18 protein-coding genes are annotated in these 19312 nt (G+C 65.4%); 14 read left to right on the forward strand and 4 right to left on the reverse strand.

The window, feature by feature from the left end; genetic code table 11:
• Window positions 1-101: 101 nt before the first annotated feature.
• Both ACY34H_RS15815 and ACY34H_RS15820 read left to right on the forward strand, forming a co-directional pair.
• Window positions 102-2336 carry a prolyl oligopeptidase family serine peptidase gene (locus ACY34H_RS15815; protein WP_464978421.1) on the forward strand — a complete coding sequence of 745 codons (2235 nt, stop codon included), beginning with the start codon at window positions 102-104 and terminating at the stop codon, window positions 2334-2336.
• 163 nt (window positions 2337-2499) lie between these two features.
• A complete protein-coding gene (locus ACY34H_RS15820) occupies window positions 2500-4218 on the forward strand; it encodes a DUF4214 domain-containing protein (protein WP_464978422.1) in 1719 nt (572 codons plus the stop codon).
• Here ACY34H_RS15820 and ACY34H_RS15825 read toward each other — a convergent pair whose 3' ends face one another.
• Entirely contained in the window at window positions 4219-5220 is a 1002-nt protein-coding gene (locus ACY34H_RS15825) for a sensor domain-containing diguanylate cyclase (RefSeq protein ID WP_464978423.1), read from the reverse strand. It lies immediately after the preceding gene.
• A gap of 370 nt (window positions 5221-5590) precedes the next feature.
• Here ACY34H_RS15825 and queE point away from each other — a divergent pair, with 370 nt between their 5' ends.
• From queE to hisC, 8 genes are all read left to right on the forward strand, one after another.
• Window positions 5591-6226, forward strand: a complete 636-nt coding sequence (gene queE, locus ACY34H_RS15830; protein ID WP_464978424.1) for a 7-carboxy-7-deazaguanine synthase — start codon at window positions 5591-5593, stop codon at window positions 6224-6226.
• 8 nt (window positions 6227-6234) lie between these two features.
• Window positions 6235-6681 (forward strand): 6-carboxytetrahydropterin synthase QueD, encoded by a 447-nt coding sequence (queD, locus tag ACY34H_RS15835; protein ID WP_464978425.1) that lies wholly within the window; start codon window positions 6235-6237, stop codon window positions 6679-6681.
• A gap of 55 nt (window positions 6682-6736) precedes the next feature.
• Complete coding sequence (tadA, locus tag ACY34H_RS15840) at window positions 6737-7276, forward strand: tRNA adenosine(34) deaminase TadA (RefSeq protein ID WP_464978426.1); 540 nt, start codon at window positions 6737-6739, stop codon at window positions 7274-7276.
• A gap of 41 nt (window positions 7277-7317) precedes the next feature.
• Window positions 7318-8238, forward strand: a complete 921-nt coding sequence (gene ldcA / locus ACY34H_RS15845; RefSeq protein ID WP_464978427.1) for a muramoyltetrapeptide carboxypeptidase — start codon at window positions 7318-7320, stop codon at window positions 8236-8238.
• A gap of 89 nt (window positions 8239-8327) precedes the next feature.
• Complete coding sequence (locus ACY34H_RS15850; RefSeq protein WP_464978428.1) at window positions 8328-9926, forward strand: ABC-F family ATPase; 1599 nt, start codon at window positions 8328-8330, stop codon at window positions 9924-9926.
• A 37-nt stretch (window positions 9927-9963) separates the two neighbouring features.
• Window positions 9964-11106 (forward strand): quinolinate synthase NadA, encoded by a 1143-nt coding sequence (gene nadA / locus ACY34H_RS15855; protein ID WP_464978597.1) that lies wholly within the window; start codon window positions 9964-9966, stop codon window positions 11104-11106.
• A gap of 10 nt (window positions 11107-11116) precedes the next feature.
• On the forward strand, window positions 11117-11995 hold the full coding sequence (gene nadC, locus ACY34H_RS15860) for a carboxylating nicotinate-nucleotide diphosphorylase (RefSeq protein ID WP_464978429.1): 879 nt from the start codon (window positions 11117-11119) through the stop codon (window positions 11993-11995).
• Between the two features lie 30 nt (window positions 11996-12025).
• Window positions 12026-13084, forward strand: coding sequence for a histidinol-phosphate transaminase (gene hisC / locus ACY34H_RS15865; RefSeq protein ID WP_464978430.1), 1059 nt, complete (start codon window positions 12026-12028; stop codon window positions 13082-13084).
• Between the two features lie 6 nt (window positions 13085-13090).
• Here hisC and ACY34H_RS15870 read toward each other — a convergent pair whose 3' ends face one another.
• Complete coding sequence (locus ACY34H_RS15870) at window positions 13091-13594, reverse strand: N-acetyltransferase family protein (RefSeq protein WP_464978431.1); 504 nt, start codon at window positions 13592-13594, stop codon at window positions 13091-13093.
• A 183-nt stretch (window positions 13595-13777) separates the two neighbouring features.
• A complete protein-coding gene (locus ACY34H_RS15875) occupies window positions 13778-15484 on the reverse strand; it encodes an MFS transporter (protein ID WP_464978432.1) in 1707 nt (568 codons plus the stop codon).
• 203 nt (window positions 15485-15687) lie between these two features.
• On the opposite strand from ACY34H_RS15875, the gene ACY34H_RS15880 reads away from it, so the two are divergent.
• The 4 genes from ACY34H_RS15880 to ACY34H_RS15895 are packed head-to-tail and all read left to right on the forward strand — an operon-like array spanning window position 15688 to window position 18245.
• Window positions 15688-15990, forward strand: a complete 303-nt coding sequence (locus tag ACY34H_RS15880) for a Dabb family protein (protein ID WP_464978433.1) — start codon at window positions 15688-15690, stop codon at window positions 15988-15990.
• 1 nt (window position 15991) lies between these two features.
• On the forward strand, window positions 15992-16771 hold the full coding sequence (locus tag ACY34H_RS15885; RefSeq protein ID WP_464978434.1) for an SDR family oxidoreductase: 780 nt from the start codon (window positions 15992-15994) through the stop codon (window positions 16769-16771).
• A gap of 25 nt (window positions 16772-16796) precedes the next feature.
• Window positions 16797-17792, forward strand: coding sequence for an NADP-dependent oxidoreductase (locus tag ACY34H_RS15890; protein ID WP_464978435.1), 996 nt, complete (start codon window positions 16797-16799; stop codon window positions 17790-17792).
• A gap of 27 nt (window positions 17793-17819) precedes the next feature.
• On the forward strand, window positions 17820-18245 hold the full coding sequence (locus ACY34H_RS15895; protein ID WP_464978436.1) for a GNAT family N-acetyltransferase: 426 nt from the start codon (window positions 17820-17822) through the stop codon (window positions 18243-18245).
• Between the two features lie 9 nt (window positions 18246-18254).
• Here ACY34H_RS15895 and ACY34H_RS15900 read toward each other — a convergent pair whose 3' ends face one another.
• Window positions 18255-19304, reverse strand: a complete 1050-nt coding sequence (locus tag ACY34H_RS15900) for an alpha/beta fold hydrolase (RefSeq protein ID WP_464978437.1) — start codon at window positions 19302-19304, stop codon at window positions 18255-18257.
• Window positions 19305-19312: the final 8 nt, after the last annotated feature.

The following is a 19312-nucleotide window of genomic DNA, read 5'->3' on the forward strand; positions in this document are numbered from 1 at the left end:
GCGTCGTTCGCGCCGGCAGAACCTTTCTTATTTTCCATGGTTGACGCTATGATCGAAAAGTTCGCTACGCCAAAGCGGGCTTCCACATCACAAGGATATTCATGCATCTGAAACGCGCCACCCTCGCTACCGTCGCTACTGTCTGTTCTGCCTTGCTGGCTGGCACCGCCGGCCAGGCCCAGGCTCAAACCTGCGCGGCCCGCACCGGCCAGCAGTCGCCCCTGGCCTATCCGGTCACCAAGAAAGTCGACCAGCGTGACGATTACCATGGCACCACGATCGCCGACCCGTACCGCTGGCTGGAAGATGCCAACAGCGCCGAGACCAAGCACTGGGTCGATGAACAGAACCGCCTGACGCAAGGCTTCCTGGGCCAGATTCCCGAGCGCGCGGCAATCCGCCAGCGTCTCACGCAATTGTGGAACTTCGAGCGGTACTCGGTGCCGTTCAAGGAAGGCGGCCGCTACTTCTACAGCCGCAACGACGGGCTGCAGAACCAGGCGGTGCTGTATACGTTGAAAACGCTGACCGACCAGCCGCGCGTGCTGCTCGACCCGAACAAGCTGTCTGCCGATGGCACGGTGGCGCTGGCCGGCACCGCCATCAGCCCGCAGGGCAGGCACCTGGCCTACAGTACCGCGGCATCGGGCTCGGACTGGAACGAGATCCGCGTGCGCGACATCGAGACCGGCAAGGACACCGCCGACCATATCAAGTGGGTGAAATTCTCCAACACAGCCTGGGCGCATGACGGTTCGGGCTTCTATTACAGCCGCTACGACGAACCGGCGGAAGGCGCCAAACTGGCCGGTGTCAACTACTTCCAGAAGCTGTACTTCCACAAACTGGGCACGCCGCAGGAGCGCGACGTCCTCGTCTACGACCGTCCGGACCAGAAGGAATGGGGCTTCCATGCCGAAGTGACCGATGACGGACGCTACCTCGTCATCAATGCCACCCAGGGTACCGATCCGAAGAACCGTGTCTTCATCAAGGACCTGAAGCAGAAGGATGGCAAGGTCGCCGGGCTTCTCGAGGCGTTCGATGCGTCGTACTCGTTCATCGACAACGACGGCCCGCTGTTCTATTTCGTCACCGACAAGAACGCGCCGAAATCGCGCATCGCCGCCATCGATACAAGGGACGGCAAGTGGACCGACATCGTGCCCGAAACGCAGCAGACCCTGAAGGGCGCCAACATCGTCAACGGCCAGCTGGTCGCCGAATACCTCGCCGACGCGTACAGCGCCGTCAAGGTATTCGACCTGAAGGGCAAGCCGCTGCATGACGTGGCGCTGCCCGGCATCGGCTCCGCAGGCGGTTTCGCCGGCAAGCGAGGCGACACGGAAACCTTCTACGCCTACACCAGCTTCACCATGCCGACGACGATCTACCGCTACGACCTGAAGTCGGGCAAGAGCACCGTCTACCGGCAGCCGAAGGTGGACTTCGATCCTGCTGCCTATGAAACCCGCCAGGAATTCTTCACCAGCAAGGACGGCACGCGGGTGCCGATGTTCATCGTCGCGAAGAAGGGCATCAAGCTCGACGGCAGTAACCCGACCTACCTGTACGGCTACGGCGGCTTCAATGTTCCGCTGACACCGGCGTTTTCGGTCGCCAACCTGGCGTGGGTGGAAATGGGCGGCGTCTACGTGATGGCCAACCTGCGCGGCGGCGGCGAGTATGGTGAAGAATGGCACCAGGCCGGCACCAAGCTGCGCAAGCAGAATGTGTTCGATGATTTCATCGGCGCGGCCGAATGGCTGGTTGCCAACAAGGTGACGTCGCCGGCCAAGCTGGCGATCGGCGGCGGCAGCAATGGCGGCCTGCTGGTGGGCGCTGCGATGACGCAGCGGCCCGACCTGTTCGGCGCGGCGCTGCCGGCGGTCGGCGTGATGGACATGCTGCGCTTCCACAAGTTCACCATCGGCTGGGCATGGACATCGGACTACGGCTCGTCCGACAACCCGGAAGAGTTCAAGGCACTGGTGAAGTACTCGCCGCTGCACAACCTGAAGGCCGGCACCTGCTATCCGGCCACGATGGTCACCACGGCCGACCACGACGACCGCGTCGTGCCGGCGCACAGCTTCAAGTTCGCCGCCGCCGCCCAGGCGGCCCAGGGCGGCCCGGCACCGGTGTTGATCCGCATCGAAACCAAGGCCGGCCACGGTGCCGGCAAGCCGACTTCGAAGCAGATCGAGGAAGTGGCGGACCGCTGGGGCTTCCTGTCGCGCACGCTGGGCATGTCGAACGCGCCGGACACGACGGCAGCGGTCGGCGCATCATCGGCGGGTGAGTCATCGGCGGGTGCGCAGGGCAGCGCACTGTAACGCCGGTCGCAGTCGCAACGTTGCAACAAGGGCGCTTCGGCGCCCTTTTTCTTATGTGCAACAGGTTTTGTGTTGATGCTACAATGCAACTTCATGCCGTACTGCCGCATCCGCCACCCGCGGCGTGCTACCATCCGACCCAACCGTTCTCGCCACATCCACCATGAGTTTCACGACCGGCAACAATGCCATCGATGCCCTCGTCTACAGCAGCTGGAACAGCATGCCGGAGACCCCCGTCACGCTGACCTACGGCTTTCTCACGCGCACGCCGTTCGGGGCATCGGCCGACGATCGCGACGGCTTCAAGGCCATGTCGGCAACCCAGCAGGCTGCGGTGCGCGATGCGCTCGGCCAATGGGCGGCGGTAGCCAAGATCACCTTCGTCGAAGCGGCGGCCGATACCGGCCAGCTGCAGTTCGGTACGAATTCGCAAAGCGGCAGCAGCGCCTATGCCTACCTGCCGGATATCGGCGTGAGCGCAGTGCAGATGTATGTCAACAACGACGCCGACGCGGCCTACAACACGATCTTCACGCCGGGCACCTACGGTCCGTCGGTGCTGGTCCATGAAATCGGCCACATGCTGGGGCTTAAGCATCCAGGCAACTACAACTCGTCCGGCGGCGGCGCCGACGGCCCGTTCCTGCCAGCGTCGACCGATAACGGCGACTATACGCAGATGTCGTATAACGATCCCAGCAGCTACGCCATCAACCGCACGTTCGCGACCACGGCGATGCTGTACGACATCCAGGCCATCCAGTACCTGTATGGCGCCAACATGAGCTACCACGCCGGTAACGACAGTTACCGGCTGACGAACGCCACGGCACCGATGTGCATCTGGGATGCCGGCGGCGCCGATACGCTCGATTTTTCCGCCTGCACCGGCAGCACGGTGATCAACCTGAACGCGGGCGCGTTCAGCGAGACCGCGCGCGGCCTGCATAATATCTCGATCGCCTACAACGTGACGATCGAAAGCGCGATCGGCGGCGCCGGCAGCAATACGTTCTACGCGAACGGCACCGGCAACCGCCTGACGGGCGGCGGCGGCGCCGACACGTTCCACCTTGGCGCCGGCAATGACACGATCGCCGGCGGGGCAGGGCAGGATACCGTGGTGTTCACCAAAAACTTCGCCAGCTATACGGTGGTACGCGATGGCGATACGCTGCTGGTGACGGGCGAGGGCACCGATCTGCTGACCGGCATCGAAAGCCTGCGGTTCGCCGACCTCACGCTGGGGTGGGATGCTTTCGGTGCGCTCGCCGGGCCGGTGGGCACCAGCGGCGACGACATCCTCACCGCGCCGGCCGGCAGCGTGCGCATCGATGGCGGCGCGGGACTGGACGTGGTGATCTTCGCCGGCAACCGGGCCGGTTACCAGGTCAAGGCCGGCAGCGAAGGCTTCCTGGTCACCGCCACATCCTCCGGCATCACGGACATCCTGGTCGGCGTCGAGCGCGTGCAGTTCGCCGATCGATCGGTGGCGCTGGACGTGGATGGCGCGGCTGGCCGGCTGTATCGGCTGTACGAGGCGACATTCGACCGTGCTCCCGACGCGGCGGGCCTCGGCTACTGGCTGCAGGGGGCCGATGGCGGCCAGACGCTGAGCAACGTCGCGCAGGTATTCGCGCAAAGTCCCGAGTTTACCCAGCTGTATGGCATGCTCGACAACGCCGGCTTCCTGACGCAGCTGTACGCCAACGTGCTTGACCGGGCCTACGACCAGGCCGGATTCGCTTACTGGCTCGATGTGCTGGGCAACGGCGCGGCGCGCGGCAACGTGCTGGCCGAGTTCTCCGAATCCGCCGAGTTCCGGGCCACGCTGGTCGGCGCGCTGAGCGACGGCGTCGACTACCTGCCGTTCGCCTGATCAGGCCGCCCCTTCGGTTTCCCGCGGCAGGCTGATGCGGTTGCGGCCCATGTGCTTGGCGCGGTACAGCGCGGCGTCGGCCGTGGCCAGCAACTGGGCGGGCTCGTATTCCGGCGCCGGCAGCGCCGTCGCGGCACCGATGCTGATCGTGACGAACCGCTTGGCCGCGCCCAGGTTCGGCAGGTGCAACTGCTCGACGCGGCAGCGCATGCGCTCCGCAACGATCGCTGCGCCTTTCAGCGACTGGTTCGGCAGGATCACGGCGAATTCCTCCCCGCCGTAGCGCGCCACCAGGTCGTTTGCACGCATTTCCTTTGCCACCGCGCCGGCGATGCGCCGCAGGCATTCGTCGCCGCCGACGTGGCCGTACGCATCGTTGTATTGCTTGAAATTGTCCACGTCCACCATCAGCAGCGACAGCGGCTGCTGCTGGCGCAGCGCGCGCTGCCATTCTGCGTGCAGCGTGTCGTCGAAACAGCGACGGTTGGCCAGGCCGGTCAAGCCGTCGCGGGTGGCCAGCTGTTCTAGTGAAATCTGGGCCTGCTTCTCATCGGTCATGTCGCGCAGCGTTTCCACCACGGCGGCCAGGCGGCCGTACTCGTCGCATATCGGGCTGACATCCACCGCCAGGTAGCGGCGCCGTCCGGAACGCGGCATGTCGCACCACCCTTCGGCGCTCAGGTGACCCGGCTCGTCGCAGAGCTGGGCGTGGGCGTCGTACAGGGAGCCGGCCTCGTGCGTGCGTTCCTGCACCACCAGGTCGGCCAGCGTCGGCCGCGCCTCGCGATGGAAGCAGCGCCATGCGTCGGCGCTGCCCAGCACTTCGAAGGCGGGTACGCCGGTCAGCCGCTCGCATGCGCGGTTCCATGCGATCGCGTGGCCGCGCGCATCGAGCACGAAAGCGGGAATGGCGAGCAGCTCCAGCAGCCTGAACGCATCGCCGGCAGACTGGCCTGCGTGGCTGAAATCCATCAGGTGTTGCGCTTTCTGAGAATTGTTCATTGGCTGTTCCGCGGTAGTCGGTGCGATTGATGTCGAAGCTGTGCGTTATGCTTGCTGACAGTGTTGTTGCTCAGTTATTTCTGCTTTTCTTGCGCTGAGTCTTGATTGTGCAGCGCGGTATCCGACCTGCGTTTGATTCAGAACAAAAGTGCCGCAAGCGGCCTGGGCGGAGCGGCTGAGGCATCGTGTTTCGTTGTATTGCTGCGGATCATCTAAGCAGGGTGCCTTGCCGAACCGGCCGGGCACCCGCTGCCGACCGTCTGGCTGACCGTGGGAAGGCGCCCCGTGCGACTTTTGGCATATAATCGAAGGTTCGCCATTTCGGCCCGGCCCGCCCGCGCGGCTGGCGCCAGGCCCACCAGGATTCATCGTGACTTACAGTATCAAAGAGATTTTCTACACGCTGCAGGGCGAAGGCGCCCATGCCGGCCGGCCTGCGGTATTCTGCCGCTTTGCAGGCTGCAACCTGTGGACCGGCCGCGAAAGCGACCGTGCCACGGCCACGTGCCAGTTCTGCGACACGGACTTCGTCGGCACCGACGGCGAGCGCGGCGGCAAATTCGCCACGCCGCAGGCACTGGCGGAAGTGATCGACAGCCTGTGGCCGGATACTTACCCGGCCAGCAAGTACGTTGTCTTCACGGGCGGCGAGCCGCTGCTGCAACTGGATGCGCCGCTGATCGACGCCATGCATGCCGCCGGCTTCACGATCGCAATCGAAACCAATGGCACTGTCGCCGTGCCGCCGGGCATCGACTGGATCTGCGTCAGCCCGAAAATGGGCTCGCAGCTGGTGGTTTCGAAAGGCAACGAACTCAAGGTAGTGATCCCGCAGGCCGGGCAGGATCTTGCCGACTATGAACACCTGGATTTCGACAACTTCTTCGTGCAGCCGATGGACGGCCCGCTGGCTGCTTTCAACACCACGCTGGCGATCGAGACGTGCAAGCGCCATCCGAAATGGAAGCTGTCGCTGCAGACCCACAAACTCCTGAACATTCCCTGACTCTTCCCATGTTGACCATTACCCGCAAGCTGGAATTCGACGCCGGCCACCGCATTCCCGACCACAAAAGCCAGTGCCGCAACCTGCACGGCCACCGCTACACGCTGGAGATCACGCTGACCGGCGAGGTGATTTCCAGCGAAGGCAATTCCGATAATGGCATGATCATGGACTTTTCCGACGTGAAGGCGCTCGCCAAGGAGCATCTGGTCGACGTGTGGGACCATGCCTTCCTCGTCTACGACAAGGACAGTGCCGTCAAGGAATTCCTCGCCTCGCTGCCCGGGCACAAGACCGTCGTCATCGATCGCATTCCCACAGTGGAAAACCTGGCCGCCGTCGCCTTCGACATCCTCAAGGCGGCCTACAAGGACCGCTATGGCACCGGCCTGAAGCTGCACAAGCTGGTCCTGCACGAGACGCCGAACTGCTGGGCCGAGATCACCGATGCCTGAAGCGGGGCCCGAAGCAGGAGTTGACGGGCACGCTGCAGGCGGCGAGGCCGCGTTCATGCGCGAGGCCCTCGCCGAGGCGCAGCGCGCCTGGGACCTCGGCGAGGTTCCGGTCGGCGCTGTCGTCGTCAAGGATGGCGTCGTCATCGCGCGCGGCTTCAATCAGCCGATCGCCGGCCACGATCCCACCGCGCACGCGGAAATCGTGGCGATGCGCGCCGCCGCGCAGGCGCTGGGCAACTACCGGCTGCCCGGCTGCGAACTGTACGTGACGCTCGAGCCCTGCGTGATGTGTTCCGGGGCCATGATGCACGCGCGGCTGGCAAAAGTGGTGTATGGCGCGCGCGACCCGAAAACCGGCGCCGCCGGCTCGGTCGTCGACCTGTTCGCATCGGAGCAGCTGAACCACCATACGGCGGCCGCCGGCGGCGTGCTCGAAGAGGAATGCGGCAACCTGCTGAAGGCATTCTTCGCCAGCCGCCGCGCCGCCTCGCGCGCCGCACGGGCCGAGCGCGAAAGCGAGGCCGAGCGCAAAAACGAGGCGGAGCGGGCCGCGATCGTCGCCGCGCGTCTTGCTGGGGGCGGTAGCGCCGAGTAAGATGACAGCGCCTTTCATTTGCGCGGGTCTCTTGCGGAATCATGTTGAACAATATCGGTATCGCCATCGCTGCCCCGGGCGGCTACGCACTGGACGAAGCGGCGCTGGCGCGCGGCATCGCCCGGCTCGAAGAGCAGGGCTGCACGGTCCATAGCTATTACCAGCCGGGCGAGAAGTTCCAGCGCTTCGGCGGCACCGATGCCGCACGGCTCGCGCAGCTCGAGGCGGCCGCGCGCGATCCCGAGGTGCAGGTCGTCATCGCGTTGCGCGGCTCGTACGGCATGTCGCGCATCCTGCCGCGCATCGATTTCCGGGCCATGGCCGACAGCGGCAAGCTGTTCACTGGCTACAGCGACTTCACCGCATTCCAGATGGGCCTGATGGCCGCCACCGGCCGCAAGAGCTTTGCCGGCCCGATGATCTGCGACGATTTCATCCGCGACGAACCGGTGGAATACACGCTGGAGCAGTTCTGGAGCTGCCTGCGCGGGCCGGCCCATGCGGTGCGCGGCACGGCCACCGGCAATCCGCTCGTCGACGTGGAAGGGCGCCTGTGGGGCGGCAACCTTGCCATGCTGAACCACCTGGTCGGCACGCCGTACTTCGCCCGCGTGCCGAACGGCATCCTGTTCCTCGAGGACATCGGCGAGCATCCCTACCGCGTCGAACGGATGCTCCTGCAGTTGCTGTATGCGGGCGCCCTCGACGGCCAGCGCGCGCTGGTGCTGGGTGATTTTTCCGGCTACCGGCTGGCCCCGTTCGACAATGGCTACGACTTCGATGCCATGCTGGCCTACCTGCGCGCCACGCTGCCGATCCCCGTGCTGACGGGGCTGCCGTTCGGCCACGTGAAACACCGGTGCACGCTGCCGTTCGGCGGCCTGGCCCGCCTGACGTCGGACGCGGAAGGCTTCGACCTCGTCGTGAGCGATTATCCGACGCTGGCCGCGCCGCAGCGCTGACGGTCGTGCTTGCCTGCCCCGTGCCGGGCAGGCAATGGAAATGATAAAATGCGCGGTTCATCGAAATACATCAACGCAAGGGCTCATCAGTGCTATCCACCGCAAACATCACCATGCAATTCGGCGCCAAGCCGCTGTTCGAGAATATCTCCGTCAAGTTCGGCGACGGCAACCGCTACGGCCTGATCGGCGCCAACGGCTGCGGCAAGTCCACCTTCATGAAGATCCTCGGCGGCGACCTTGAGCCGTCGGCCGGCAACGTCATGCTGGATGTGAACGAACGCCTGGGCAAACTGCGCCAGGACCAGTTCGCGTACGAGGAAATGCGCGTGCTGGACGTGGTCATGATGGGCCACACCGAGATGTGGGCCGCGATGCAGGAACGCGACGCGATCTACGCCAACCCGGAAGCGACCGACGACGACTACATGAAGGCCGCCGACCTGGAAGGCAAGGTTTCCGAATACGACGGCTACACGGCCGAGGCGCGCGCCGGCGAACTGCTGCTGGGTGCCGGTGTCGGGATCGAACTGCACCAGGGGCCGATGAGCGCCGTGGCGCCGGGCTGGAAACTGCGCGTGCTGCTGGCGCAGGCGCTGTTCTCGAACCCGGACATCCTGCTGCTCGACGAACCGACCAACAACCTGGACATCAATACGATCCGCTGGCTCGAGGATGTGCTGAACCAGCGCAACTCGACGATGATCATCATTTCCCACGATCGCCACTTCCTGAACCAGGTGTGCACGCACGTGGCCGACATGGACTACGGCACGCTGAAGATCTACCCGGGCAATTACGACGAGTACATGCTCGCTTCCACGCAGGCCCGCAACCAGCAGCTGGCCAACAACGCCAAGGCCAAGGAAAAGGTCGCCGAACTGCAGGACTTCGTGCGCCGCTTCTCGGCCAACAAGTCGAAGGCCCGCCAGGCAACCTCGCGTGCCAAGATGATCGACAAGATCAAGGTGGAAGATATCAAGCCGTCCTCGCGCGCCTATCCGTTCGTGCGCTTCGAAGGCGAGAAGAAGCTGCACCGCCTGGCCGTGGAAGTCGACAGCATCTCGAAAACCTACGACAAGACGCTGTTCAAGAACTTCAGCATCCTGGTCGAGGCGGGCGAGCGCATCGCCATCATCGGCGCGAACGGCGCCGGCAAGACCACGATGCTGCGCTGCATCGCCGGCGAGCTGGCCGGCCTGCAACCGGACACCGGTTTCGTGAAATGGGCGGAGAACGCCAACGTCGGCTACATGCCGCAGGACCCGACCGAGGATTTCGCCACCGACGCCAACCTGACCGACTGGATGGGCCGCTGGACGAAAGAGGGCGACGACGACCAGGCCGTGCGCTCGATCCTTGGCCGCCTGCTGTTCGGCGGCGACGAGGTGAAGAAATCCGTGCGCGTGCTGTCCGGTGGTGAAAAGGGCCGCATGATGTACGGCAAGCTGATGCTGGGCCGCCACAACGTGCTGCTGCTCGACGAGCCGACCAACCACATGGACATGGAGTCGATCGAATCGCTGAACATCGCGCTGGACAAATATGCCGGCACGCTGGTCTTCGTCTCGCACGACCGCGAGTTCGTGTCGTCGCTGGCGAACCGCATCATCGAGATCAAGGAAAACGAAGTGGTCGACTTCCGCGGCAACTACGAGGAATACCTGACCAGCCAAGGCATCAACTAACGGTACAAGAGCGATGAACAGCGTAGCCAATTCGGTAATCACCCCGATCAAGACCGTCGAGTACGAGAAGCCGCTGCTGGAGCAGAACGAGCAGGGCGGCAGTTGCGTGGCCCACGCGTGGGCACGCACGCCGGCGCCGGTGCCGGCGGACGAGAAAATCCTGCTGAAGGAGCGCATCCGCACCCTGCTGCGCGAACGCAATGCCGTGCTGGTCGCCCACTACTACGTGGATGGCGACCTGCAGGACCTGGCCGAGGAAACCGGCGGCTGCGTTTCCGATTCGCTGGAAATGGCGCGCTTCGGCCGCGACCATCCGGCGCAGACGCTGGTGGTCGCGGGCGTGAAATTCATGGGCGAGACGGCGAAGATCCTGTCGCCGGAAAAAACCATCCTGATGCCGGACCTGGATGCGACCTGCTCGCTTGACCTGGGCTGCGATCCCGATGAATTCACTGCCTTCTGCGACCAGCATCCCGACCGCACCGTGGTGGTGTATGCCAATACCAGCGCGGCCGTGAAGGCGCGTGCCGACTGGATGGTCACGTCGTCGATCGGGCTGGACATCGTCAGGCACCTGCACGAGCAGGGCAAGAAGATCCTGTGGGCGCCGGACAAGCACCTGGGGTCGTACATCCAGAAGCAGACCGGCGCCGACATGCTGCTGTGGCAGGGCTCCTGCCTGGTGCACGACGAGTTCAAGGGCGTCGAGCTCGATCTGCTGAAGGCCGAGCACCCCGATGCGAAAGTGCTGGTGCACCCGGAATCGCCGGCCAACGTGGTCGATCACGCCGACGTCATCGGCTCCACGTCGCAGCTGATCGCGGCCGCCGTCAGCCTGCCGGCAACCAAATTCATCGTCGCCACCGACAACGGCATCCTGCACAAGATGCGCCTTGCCGCGCCAAACAAGACGTTCATCGAAGCGCCGACCGCCGGCAACAGCGCCACGTGTAAAAGCTGCGCGCACTGCCCGTGGATGGCCATGAACGGCCTGCGCAACCTGGCCGACGTGCTGGAAAACCTGTCCAACGAAATCCACGTCGATCCGGCGGTGGGCGAGCAGGCCAAGGTGTCGATCAACCGCATGCTCGATTTCGCCGCGGCGAAGAAGGCCAGCGTGGCGCCGGGCGCGGACCTGGCCAAGGAAGCAAGACTGTTCTCGGGAATCGGACCTGCATGAGTACCTCATTATGAGCACATTAGTGAATCGTTTCGCGCCTTTCGACGCGGCGCTGACCCGCGCCTTCGAAGGCAACCTGCTCGCCGCGCTGCTGGAAGACGTCGGCACCGGCGACCTGACCGGCAACCTGGTACCGGAAACCAGCCGCGCCATCGCGCGCGTGATCGTGCGCGAAGACGCGGTCCTGTGCGGCGCGCCCTGGTTCGAAGGCATCATGCATGCGCTGGACCCGGCGATCGGCATCGAATGGCATTACGCGGAAGGCGAAGCCATGAAGGCCGACACGCCGGTGTGCACGCTGGCCGGCCCGGCGCGCGCGATCCTCACCGCCGAACGTTCGGCGCTGAACTTCCTGCAACTGCTGTCCGGCGTGGCCACGGCCACGCGCCGCTATGTCGATGCGATCGCCGGCACGCGCGCCGCCATTCTCGACACGCGCAAGACGCTGCCGGGCCTGCGCCTGGCGCAGAAATACGCGGTGCGCGTGGGCGGTGGCCAGAACCAGCGCCTGGCCCTGTACGACGGCATCCTGATCAAGGAAAACCATATCGCGGCGGCGGGCGGCATCACCGCCGCGCTGGTGGCGGCCAAGGCCGTCGGCGGCAATGTGTCGGTCCAGGTCGAGGTGGAAAACCTCGCCGAGCTGGAAGAAGCGCTCGATGCAGGCGCCACCTCGATCCTGCTCGATAACTTCGATCTCGCGCTGATGCGCGAAGCGGTCCAGGTGAACCGGGGCCGCGCGTTGTTGGAGGCTTCCGGCGGCGTCAATTTCGACACCGTGCGCGCAATCGCCGAGACCGGCGTGCACCGCATCTCGATCGGCGCGCTGACGAAGGACGTCAGGGCCACCGATTATTCGCTGCGTATCGTCGACGGCGCCGCGCGCTGATCTTCCCGCGAAATCAACCGAAGGAAGTGCATGAGCCGTTTCTGGAGTGATGTTGTCCACCGCCTGACCCCGTACACGCCGGGCGAACAGGTGCAAATGCCTGGCCTGGTCAAGCTCAATACCAATGAAAACCCGTACGGCCCGTCGCCGCTGGCGCTGGCCGCCATGCGCGAAGCGGCTGCCGACGGCTTGCGCAAGTATCCCGATCCGAACGGCACCGCCCTGAAGGATGCGCTGGCGGCCAGCCACGGCCTGCGGCGCGAGCAGGTCTTCGTCGGCAATAGTTCGGACGAAGTGCTGGCCCACGTGTTCCAGGCACTGCTGAAGCACGACCTGCCGTTGCTGTCGCCGGACATCAGCTACAGCTTCTATCCGACCTACTGCAGCCTGTATGGCATCGCGCACCGCACGGTGCCGCTGAACGATCGCTTCGAGATCGACGTGGCCGATTACGACCAGCCGTGCGGTGCCGTCATCCTGGCCAACCCGAACGCGCCGACCGGCCATGCGTTGCCGCTGGCGGCCATCGAACGCCTGCTGGCCATGCACGCGGACCGGGTGGTGGTGATCGACGAAGCCTACGTGGACTTCGGCGCGAGCAGCGCGGCGACGCTGGTCGATCGTCATGACAACCTGCTGGTGGTCCAGACATTCTCGAAATCGCGTTCGCTGGCCGGCCTGCGCGTCGGCTTCGCGCTGGGCCATGTGGACCTGATCGCCGGGCTGGAGCGGGTGAAGAACAGCTTCAATTGCTACCCGCTCAGCCAGGTCGCACAGGCCGGCGCGGTGGCCGCCGTCGAGGACGTGGCATATTTCAAGCAGACGCGCGACGCCATCATGGCCAGCCGCGAACGCCTCGGCGAGGAGTTGCGGGCGCTGGGTTTCGAGGTCCTGCCGTCGCAGGCGAACTTCGTGTTCGTCCGCCATCCGCGCCACGACGCGGCGGCACTGGCCGCGGCGCTGCGCGAGCGTGCCATCCTGGTCCGCCATTTCCGGCAGCCGCGCATCGAGCAGTTCCTGCGCATCTCGATCGGCACCGACGCCGAGTGCGGCAAGCTGGTCGCCGCGCTGCGTACGTTGGTGGCGTAAGCCGCTTCAGTCTAGGGGCAGGCGCATGGCCTGTTCCTGGAGCCCGTTCCGGTTCGCCATCGGAACCGGCTCCCGCGTTTCGCTGAATCCCATTCTCCTGTAAAGCCGCACAGCCGGCGTATCGCCCGCGGTGACGTCCAGCTCGACCGCCTTTGCGCCACGCTCGCGCGCCCAGCCGATCGCCCGCGCCAGCAGCGCCTGCGCGATGCCACGGCCACGATGCTCCGGCGCCACCCATACCTGGTACAGCGTCACGCTGCTTCCTTCGGCGTTGGCCCACGCCAGGCCGGCCGGCAGATCCGCCACCTCGGCCAGCAGCGGCAGGTGATGCGGCGACGCCACCGTCTGCGCCAGCAATGCCTGCCAGGTTCCCTCCGCACGCGCCTGCGCATCGGCCAGCGTCGCGCCAAACGCATCGGGGGAATCGGCCAGCGCCCGCAGGCGCAGCGCCCGCCAGGCGGGCCATTCGGCTGCCGTGAAGGGGCGAATCGTCAGTGTGGAATCGACCATGGTTTTTATTGTCGAGTTAGCGATTCTCCATTGTAGCGGCCGGTGAAAAAGTTGCCAAAATTAGGGGACGGTCGCTGGTGTTGTAAAAATTCGGGGACAGTCCCCGGTGTTGTTTTGACACCAACGCGGCAGCAAAAAAGCCGCCCGTAGGCGGCCTTGCGATCCGTTGCGGCGACCGGACGATCAGTCGGCCGCGTAGATGTCCCGGTCCTTCGTCTCGCGAACGAACAGCGCGCCGATCACGAAGGTCACCAGGGCGATCACGATCGGGTACCACAGGCCGTAGTAGATGTCGCCCTTGAACGCCACCAGCGCGAATACCGTGGTCGGCAGCAGGCCGCCGAACCAGCCGTTGCCGATGTGGTACGGCAGCGACATCGAGGTGTAGCGGATCTTGGTCGGGAACATCTCGACCAGCATCGCGGCGATCGGGCCGTACACCATCGTCACGTACAGTACCAGGATGAACAGCAGCAGCACCATCATCGGCTTGTTGATCTGTTCCGGATCGGCCTTGGCCGGATAGCCGGCGTCGCGGATGGCCGTGGTCACCTGGGCCTTGAAGGCGGTTTCCTGCGCCTTGCTGGCGGCATCGAAGTTCAGGTTGTCGGCCGTCATTACCGCGTTGAACGAGGTCAGCTCCTTGTCGCCCACCTTGATCGTGGCAACCGTGCCGGCCGGCGCATCCTGGCGGGTGTAGTTCACCGACGAAGCCGACAGCACGCTGGTGGCGATGTCGCAGGATGACGGGAATTTCTTGGTGCCGGTGGGGTTGAACAGGAAGTGGCACGATGCCGGATCGGCCACCACCACCACCGGCGAATTGGTTTGCGCGGTAGCCAGTTGCGGGTTGCCGTAGTGCGTCAGCGCCTTGAAGATCGGGAAATAGGTCAGCGCGGCGATCAGGCAGCCGCCGAGGATGATCCACTTGCGGCCGATCCGGTCCGACAGCACGCCGAAGATCACGAAGAACGGCGTGGCCAGCAGCAGCGAGACCGCGATCAGGATGTTCGCGGTGGCCGACTCGATCATCAGCGTCTTTTCCATGAAGAACAGCGCATAGAACTGGCCGGTGTACCACACCACCGCCTGGCCCATCGTCAGGCCGATCAGCGCCAGGATGACGATCTTCAGGTTCTTCCACTGGCCGAACGCTTCGGACAGCGGCGCCTTCGACGTCTTGCCTTCGGCCTTCATCTTGGCGAACGCCGGCGACTCCTGCATCGCCATCCGGATCCATACCGAAATACCCAGCAGCAGCACGGAGACCAGGAACGGAATGCGCCAGCCCCAGGCCTGGAACTCTTCCTCGCCGACAGCGGTGCGGGTCGCCAGGATCACCAGCAGCGACAGGAACAGGCCCATCGTCGCCGTGGTCTGGATCCACGACGTGAACAGGCCGCGCTTGCCTTCCGGCGCGTGCTCGGCGACATAGGTGGCCGCGCCGCCGTATTCGCCGCCCAGCGCCAGGCCCTGCAGGATGCGCAGCGTGACGAGGATGATCGGTGCGGCGATGCCGATCGACGCGTGGCCCGGCAACAGGCCGACGATGAACGTGGAGAGGCCCATCAGCAGGATGGTGATCAGGAACGTGTATTTACGGCCGATCATGTCGCCCAGGCGGCCGAACACGACGGCGCCGAACGGACGCACGATGAAGCCGGCGGCAAACGCCAGCAGGGCAAAGATGAAGGTGGTGGTCGGGTCGCCAATGAAGAACTGCTTGGCGATGATCGATGCAAGCGAACCGTACAGGTAAAAATCGTACCACTCGAACACGGTGCCGAGCGAGGAAGCAAAGATGACTTTCTTCTCCTCCTTTGTCATCGGCGTGGACTTCCCCTTGCCCCCCAGGTTCCGCGGATCCGCGGTGCCAGATGTTGTAGCCATGATAGTAGTCTCCAGTTTATCGGTTGTGCCGTCCGGGTAACCCCCGGTTATTTTGGCCAGCCCAGTGTGGGCGCCGAACCTTACGCGATTCTTTCATGAAACTTACACGAAACTGACGGATCGGCGGCCGCCGGGCGTCCTCCCTCCGGTGCTGTGGTATCCTCCCGCGCTTGTACTCTTAAGCAAACAACAAGGATGCACGAATGATCAAGCACATCGTCATGTGGAAGCTGAAGGACGAAGCCGAGGGCGCCGATCGCGCCAGCAACGCGCGCAAGGTGAAGGAACTGCTGGACGCCTGCATCGGCCTGGTGCCGGGCATGGGCACCTTCGAAGTGGTACTGGCCCAGCCCGGGCTGGAAGCGACGTACGACGTGGTGCTGTACTCCGAGTTCGCCGACAAGGCCGCGCTCGATGCCTACCTGGACCATCCGCAACACGTGGCACTGAAGCCGTTCATTGCCGCCGTGCGCGAAGGGCGCCAGTGCATGGATTACGAGGTGTGACGTGACCGCCGTGCGTGAGCTGTTCAGCCTGCACGGCAAAACCGCCCTGGTCACGGGCGGCTCGCGCGGGCTGGGCCTGCAGATGGCCATGGCACTCGGCGAGCAGGGCGCCTCGGTCGTCCTCAGCGGGCGCCGGCAAGCCGGGCTCGACGAAGCGCTGGCCACGCTGGCCGCGCAGGGCATCGCGGCGCACGCCGTCGTTGCCGACCTGGCCGATCCCGCCGCGGCCGATGCGCTCGCGCTGGCCGCGCTGGACAAGCTGGGTCACGTCGACATCCTCGTCAATAACGCCGGCGCCAGCTGGGCCGCGCCGGCCGAGGATACGCCGCCCGAAGCGTGGGACAAGGTCATGAACCTGAACGTGCGCGGTGTGTTCCTGCTGACGCAAGCCATCGGCCGCCGCTCGATGATCCCGCGCCGCTCGGGCAGCATCATCAACGTCGCGTCGATCGCCGGCCTGGCCGGCAATCCGCCAGGCACGATGAAGACGCTGGCGTACAACACGTCGAAAGGCGCGATCGTCAATTTCACGCGAACGCTGGCCGGCGAATGGGGGCCCTACGGCATCAACGTCAACGCCATCGCGCCGGGTTTCTTCCCGTCGAAGATGACGCGCGGCCTGCTGGCCGACATGGGCGAACGGCTGGCCGCCGATGCGCCGCTGGGCCGGCTGGGCGGTGACGACGACCTGAAAGGCGCCGTCGTGCTGTTTGCGTCCCGGGCGGGGCGGCACATCACCGGCCAGGTCCTGGCCATCGACGGCGGCGTTTCCGCCGTCTGACATACTGAATGGATTCAACAAGCAAATGAATACGTATCAAAGGATCGTGCTGGCGGCCCGTCCGCAAGGCGAGGTCACGCCGGAACACTTCCGGCGCGAAACGGTGCCGGTGCCCGATCTCGCGGCAGGGCAACTGCTGATCCGCAACCACTACCTGTCGCTGGACCCGTACATGCGCGGCCGCATGAACGATGCGCGCAGCTACGCGGCGCCGCAGGCTCTGGGCGAAACGATGATCGGCGGCACCGTCGGCGAAGTGATCGCTTCGCGTCATCCGTCGTTCGCGGCGGGCGAGTTGGTCGCCGCGATGGGCGGCTGGGCCGAGATGGCCGTGTCGGACGGTACCGGCCTGCGCAAGCTGGACCCGGCCGCCGTGCCGCTGTCCGCCCACCTCGGCGCTGTCGGCATGCCCGGCATGACGGCCTGGTATGGCCTGAACCACATCCTGGAAAGCCGGGCCGGCCAGACCGTCTGCATTTCAGCGGCCAGCGGCGCGGTCGGCAGCGCCGTCGGCCAGCTGGCGAAGCTGCGCGGCTGCCGCGTCGTGGGCATCGCCGGCGGTGCCGAGAAGTGTGACTACGTTGTGCGCGAGCTGGGTTTCGACGCCTGTGTCGACTATCGTGCCGGCAACCTGCGCGCCGACCTGAAGGCGGCGGCGCCGGACGGCATCGACGGGATCTTCGAGAACGTCGGCGGCGAAGTGTTCGATGCCGCGCTGGCGCGCACCAACCCGTTTGCCCGCGTGGCCCTGTGCGGCATGATCGCAGGCTACAACGGCGCCGATATCCCGATGCGCAACGTGCGGCTGCTGCTGGCCAACCGCATTACGCTGCGCGGCTTCATCGTCACCGAGCACCTGGACTGCTGGCCGGCCGGGCTGGCCGAGCTGGGAGAACTGGTGGCGGCGGGGCGGCTCAAGTACCGCGAGACGGTGGCGCACGGCCTGGCGTCCGCACCCGACGCCTTCATCGGCCTGCTGAAAGGCCGGAATTTCGGCAAGCAACTGGTGAAACTTGTTTAATGAGGTGAGCATGATAGCGAGGAGAGCATGAATCCGCATGAAATCCGCTATGGCGACTGGGCCACGCTCAGCGCCGATGCACAGGTGATCCGCATCGCCGTCTTCGTGCAGGAGCAGAATGTTCCCGCCGAACTGGAAATGGACGAGAAGGATGCCGTCTGCCTGCACGCGGTCGCCTACGACGCGGCCGGCACCCCGGTCGGTACCGGCCGCCTGCTGCCGGACGGGCATATCGGCCGCATGGCCGTCATGAAAGGCGTGCGCGGCACCGGCATCGGCGGCGCGCTGCTGCGCGGGCTGATGGCGCATGCCCGCGAACGGGGGCACCCGGACGTGCTGCTCTCGGCGCAGACGCATGCCGCACCGTTCTACCGCGCGCACGGTTTCGAACAGGTGGGCGACGAGTTTTACGAGGCGGGCATCGCCCACGTGGAGATGCGGCACCGGTTCTGACGGCGCTCCTTACACCAGCCTGGCGACGTCCAGGATGGCCTGCGCGAACGCGCGTGGCGCCTCCTGCGGCAGGTTGTGACCGATTCCTCCGGCCAGGTGCCGGTGCTCGTATTTGCCGGTGAATTTCTTTGCATAGGCCGCCGGGGCAGGGTGTGGCGCCCCGTTGGCATCGCCTTCCATCGTGATGGCCGGCACAGTGACGTCGGGGAAGGCGGCCAGCTGCTGCTCCAGGCTGTCATAGCGGCTTTCGCCGGGCGCCAGCCCGAGCCGCCAGCGGTAGTTGCTGATTGAAATCGCGACGTGGTCCGGGTTGTCGAGCGAGGCCGCCGAGCGCTCGAACGTCGCGTCGTCGAACTTCCACTGCGGCGAGGCCAGCTCCCAGATCAGCCGCGCGAACGCATGGGTGTTTTCGCGGTAGCCCGCTTCGCCGCGCGGCGTGGCGAAGTAGTACTGGTACCACCATTGCAGTTCGGCTTTCGGCGGCAGCGGCTTGCTGTTCGCCTGCTGGCTGCCGATCAGGTAGCCGCTGACGGACACCAGTCCATGGAACCGCCGCGGCCACAGGGCCGCCAGCGTGGTGGCGATCCGCGCGCCCCAGTCGAAGCCCGCCACGATTGCCTTGTCGATCTTCAGCGCATCGAGGAACGCCAGCGCGTCCGCCGTGAAGCTGGCCTGCTGGCCGTTGCGTGGCGTGTCCGCGGCGAGGAAGCGGGTGGTGCCATAGCCGCGCAGGTGCGGGATGATCACGCGGTAGCCTGCGGCGGCGAGAATCGGGGCCACGTCGATGAAGGCGTGGATGTCGTACGGCCAGCCGTGGAACAGCACGACCGGCTGGCCGTCGGCGGGACCCGCGTCGACGTAGCCGACATCGAGCACGCCGGCGCGAACCTGCCGGATAGCGGTAAAGGTACTGGTGGCTGGGGAGATGCCGCCCGCGCCGGACGATGCCGCGGCCGTCGAGGCGGCCGCGCCGCCGAGGAAGCCGGCCTGGCTCGCGGCAATGCCGAGGGCGGCGGTGTTCAGGAAGGTCCTGCGGCGCTGGTTGACTGCTTTGTTCATGTTGCTCT

The sequence above is a fragment of the Pseudoduganella sp. jia 9 genome (assembly GCF_055502615.1).

Excerpts from the sequence above, each read along its gene's own strand:
- tadA (WP_464978426.1), top strand. The coding sequence starts at position 6,737 with ATGCGCGAGGCCCTCGCCGAGGCGCAGCGCGCCTGGGACCTCGGCGAG.
- ACY34H_RS15870 (WP_464978431.1), bottom strand. The coding sequence starts at position 13,594 with ATGGTCGATTCCACACTGACGATTCGCCCCTTCACGGCAGCCGAATGG.
- ACY34H_RS15820 (WP_464978422.1), top strand. The coding sequence starts at position 2,500 with ATGAGTTTCACGACCGGCAACAATGCCATCGATGCCCTCGTCTACAGC.
- ACY34H_RS15895 (WP_464978436.1), top strand. The coding sequence starts at position 17,820 with ATGAATCCGCATGAAATCCGCTATGGCGACTGGGCCACGCTCAGCGCC.
- ldcA (WP_464978427.1), top strand. The coding sequence starts at position 7,318 with ATGTTGAACAATATCGGTATCGCCATCGCTGCCCCGGGCGGCTACGCA.
- ACY34H_RS15880 (WP_464978433.1), top strand. The coding sequence starts at position 15,688 with ATGATCAAGCACATCGTCATGTGGAAGCTGAAGGACGAAGCCGAGGGC.
- hisC (WP_464978430.1), top strand. The coding sequence starts at position 12,026 with ATGAGCCGTTTCTGGAGTGATGTTGTCCACCGCCTGACCCCGTACACG.
- ACY34H_RS15825 (WP_464978423.1), bottom strand. The coding sequence starts at position 5,220 with ATGAACAATTCTCAGAAAGCGCAACACCTGATGGATTTCAGCCACGCA.
- queD (WP_464978425.1), top strand. The coding sequence starts at position 6,235 with ATGTTGACCATTACCCGCAAGCTGGAATTCGACGCCGGCCACCGCATT.
- ACY34H_RS15875 (WP_464978432.1), bottom strand. The coding sequence starts at position 15,484 with ATGGCTACAACATCTGGCACCGCGGATCCGCGGAACCTGGGGGGCAAG.
- nadC (WP_464978429.1), top strand. The coding sequence starts at position 11,117 with ATGAGCACATTAGTGAATCGTTTCGCGCCTTTCGACGCGGCGCTGACC.
- ACY34H_RS15890 (WP_464978435.1), top strand. The coding sequence starts at position 16,797 with ATGAATACGTATCAAAGGATCGTGCTGGCGGCCCGTCCGCAAGGCGAG.
- ACY34H_RS15900 (WP_464978437.1), bottom strand. The coding sequence starts at position 19,304 with ATGAACAAAGCAGTCAACCAGCGCCGCAGGACCTTCCTGAACACCGCC.
- ACY34H_RS15815 (WP_464978421.1), top strand. The coding sequence starts at position 102 with ATGCATCTGAAACGCGCCACCCTCGCTACCGTCGCTACTGTCTGTTCT.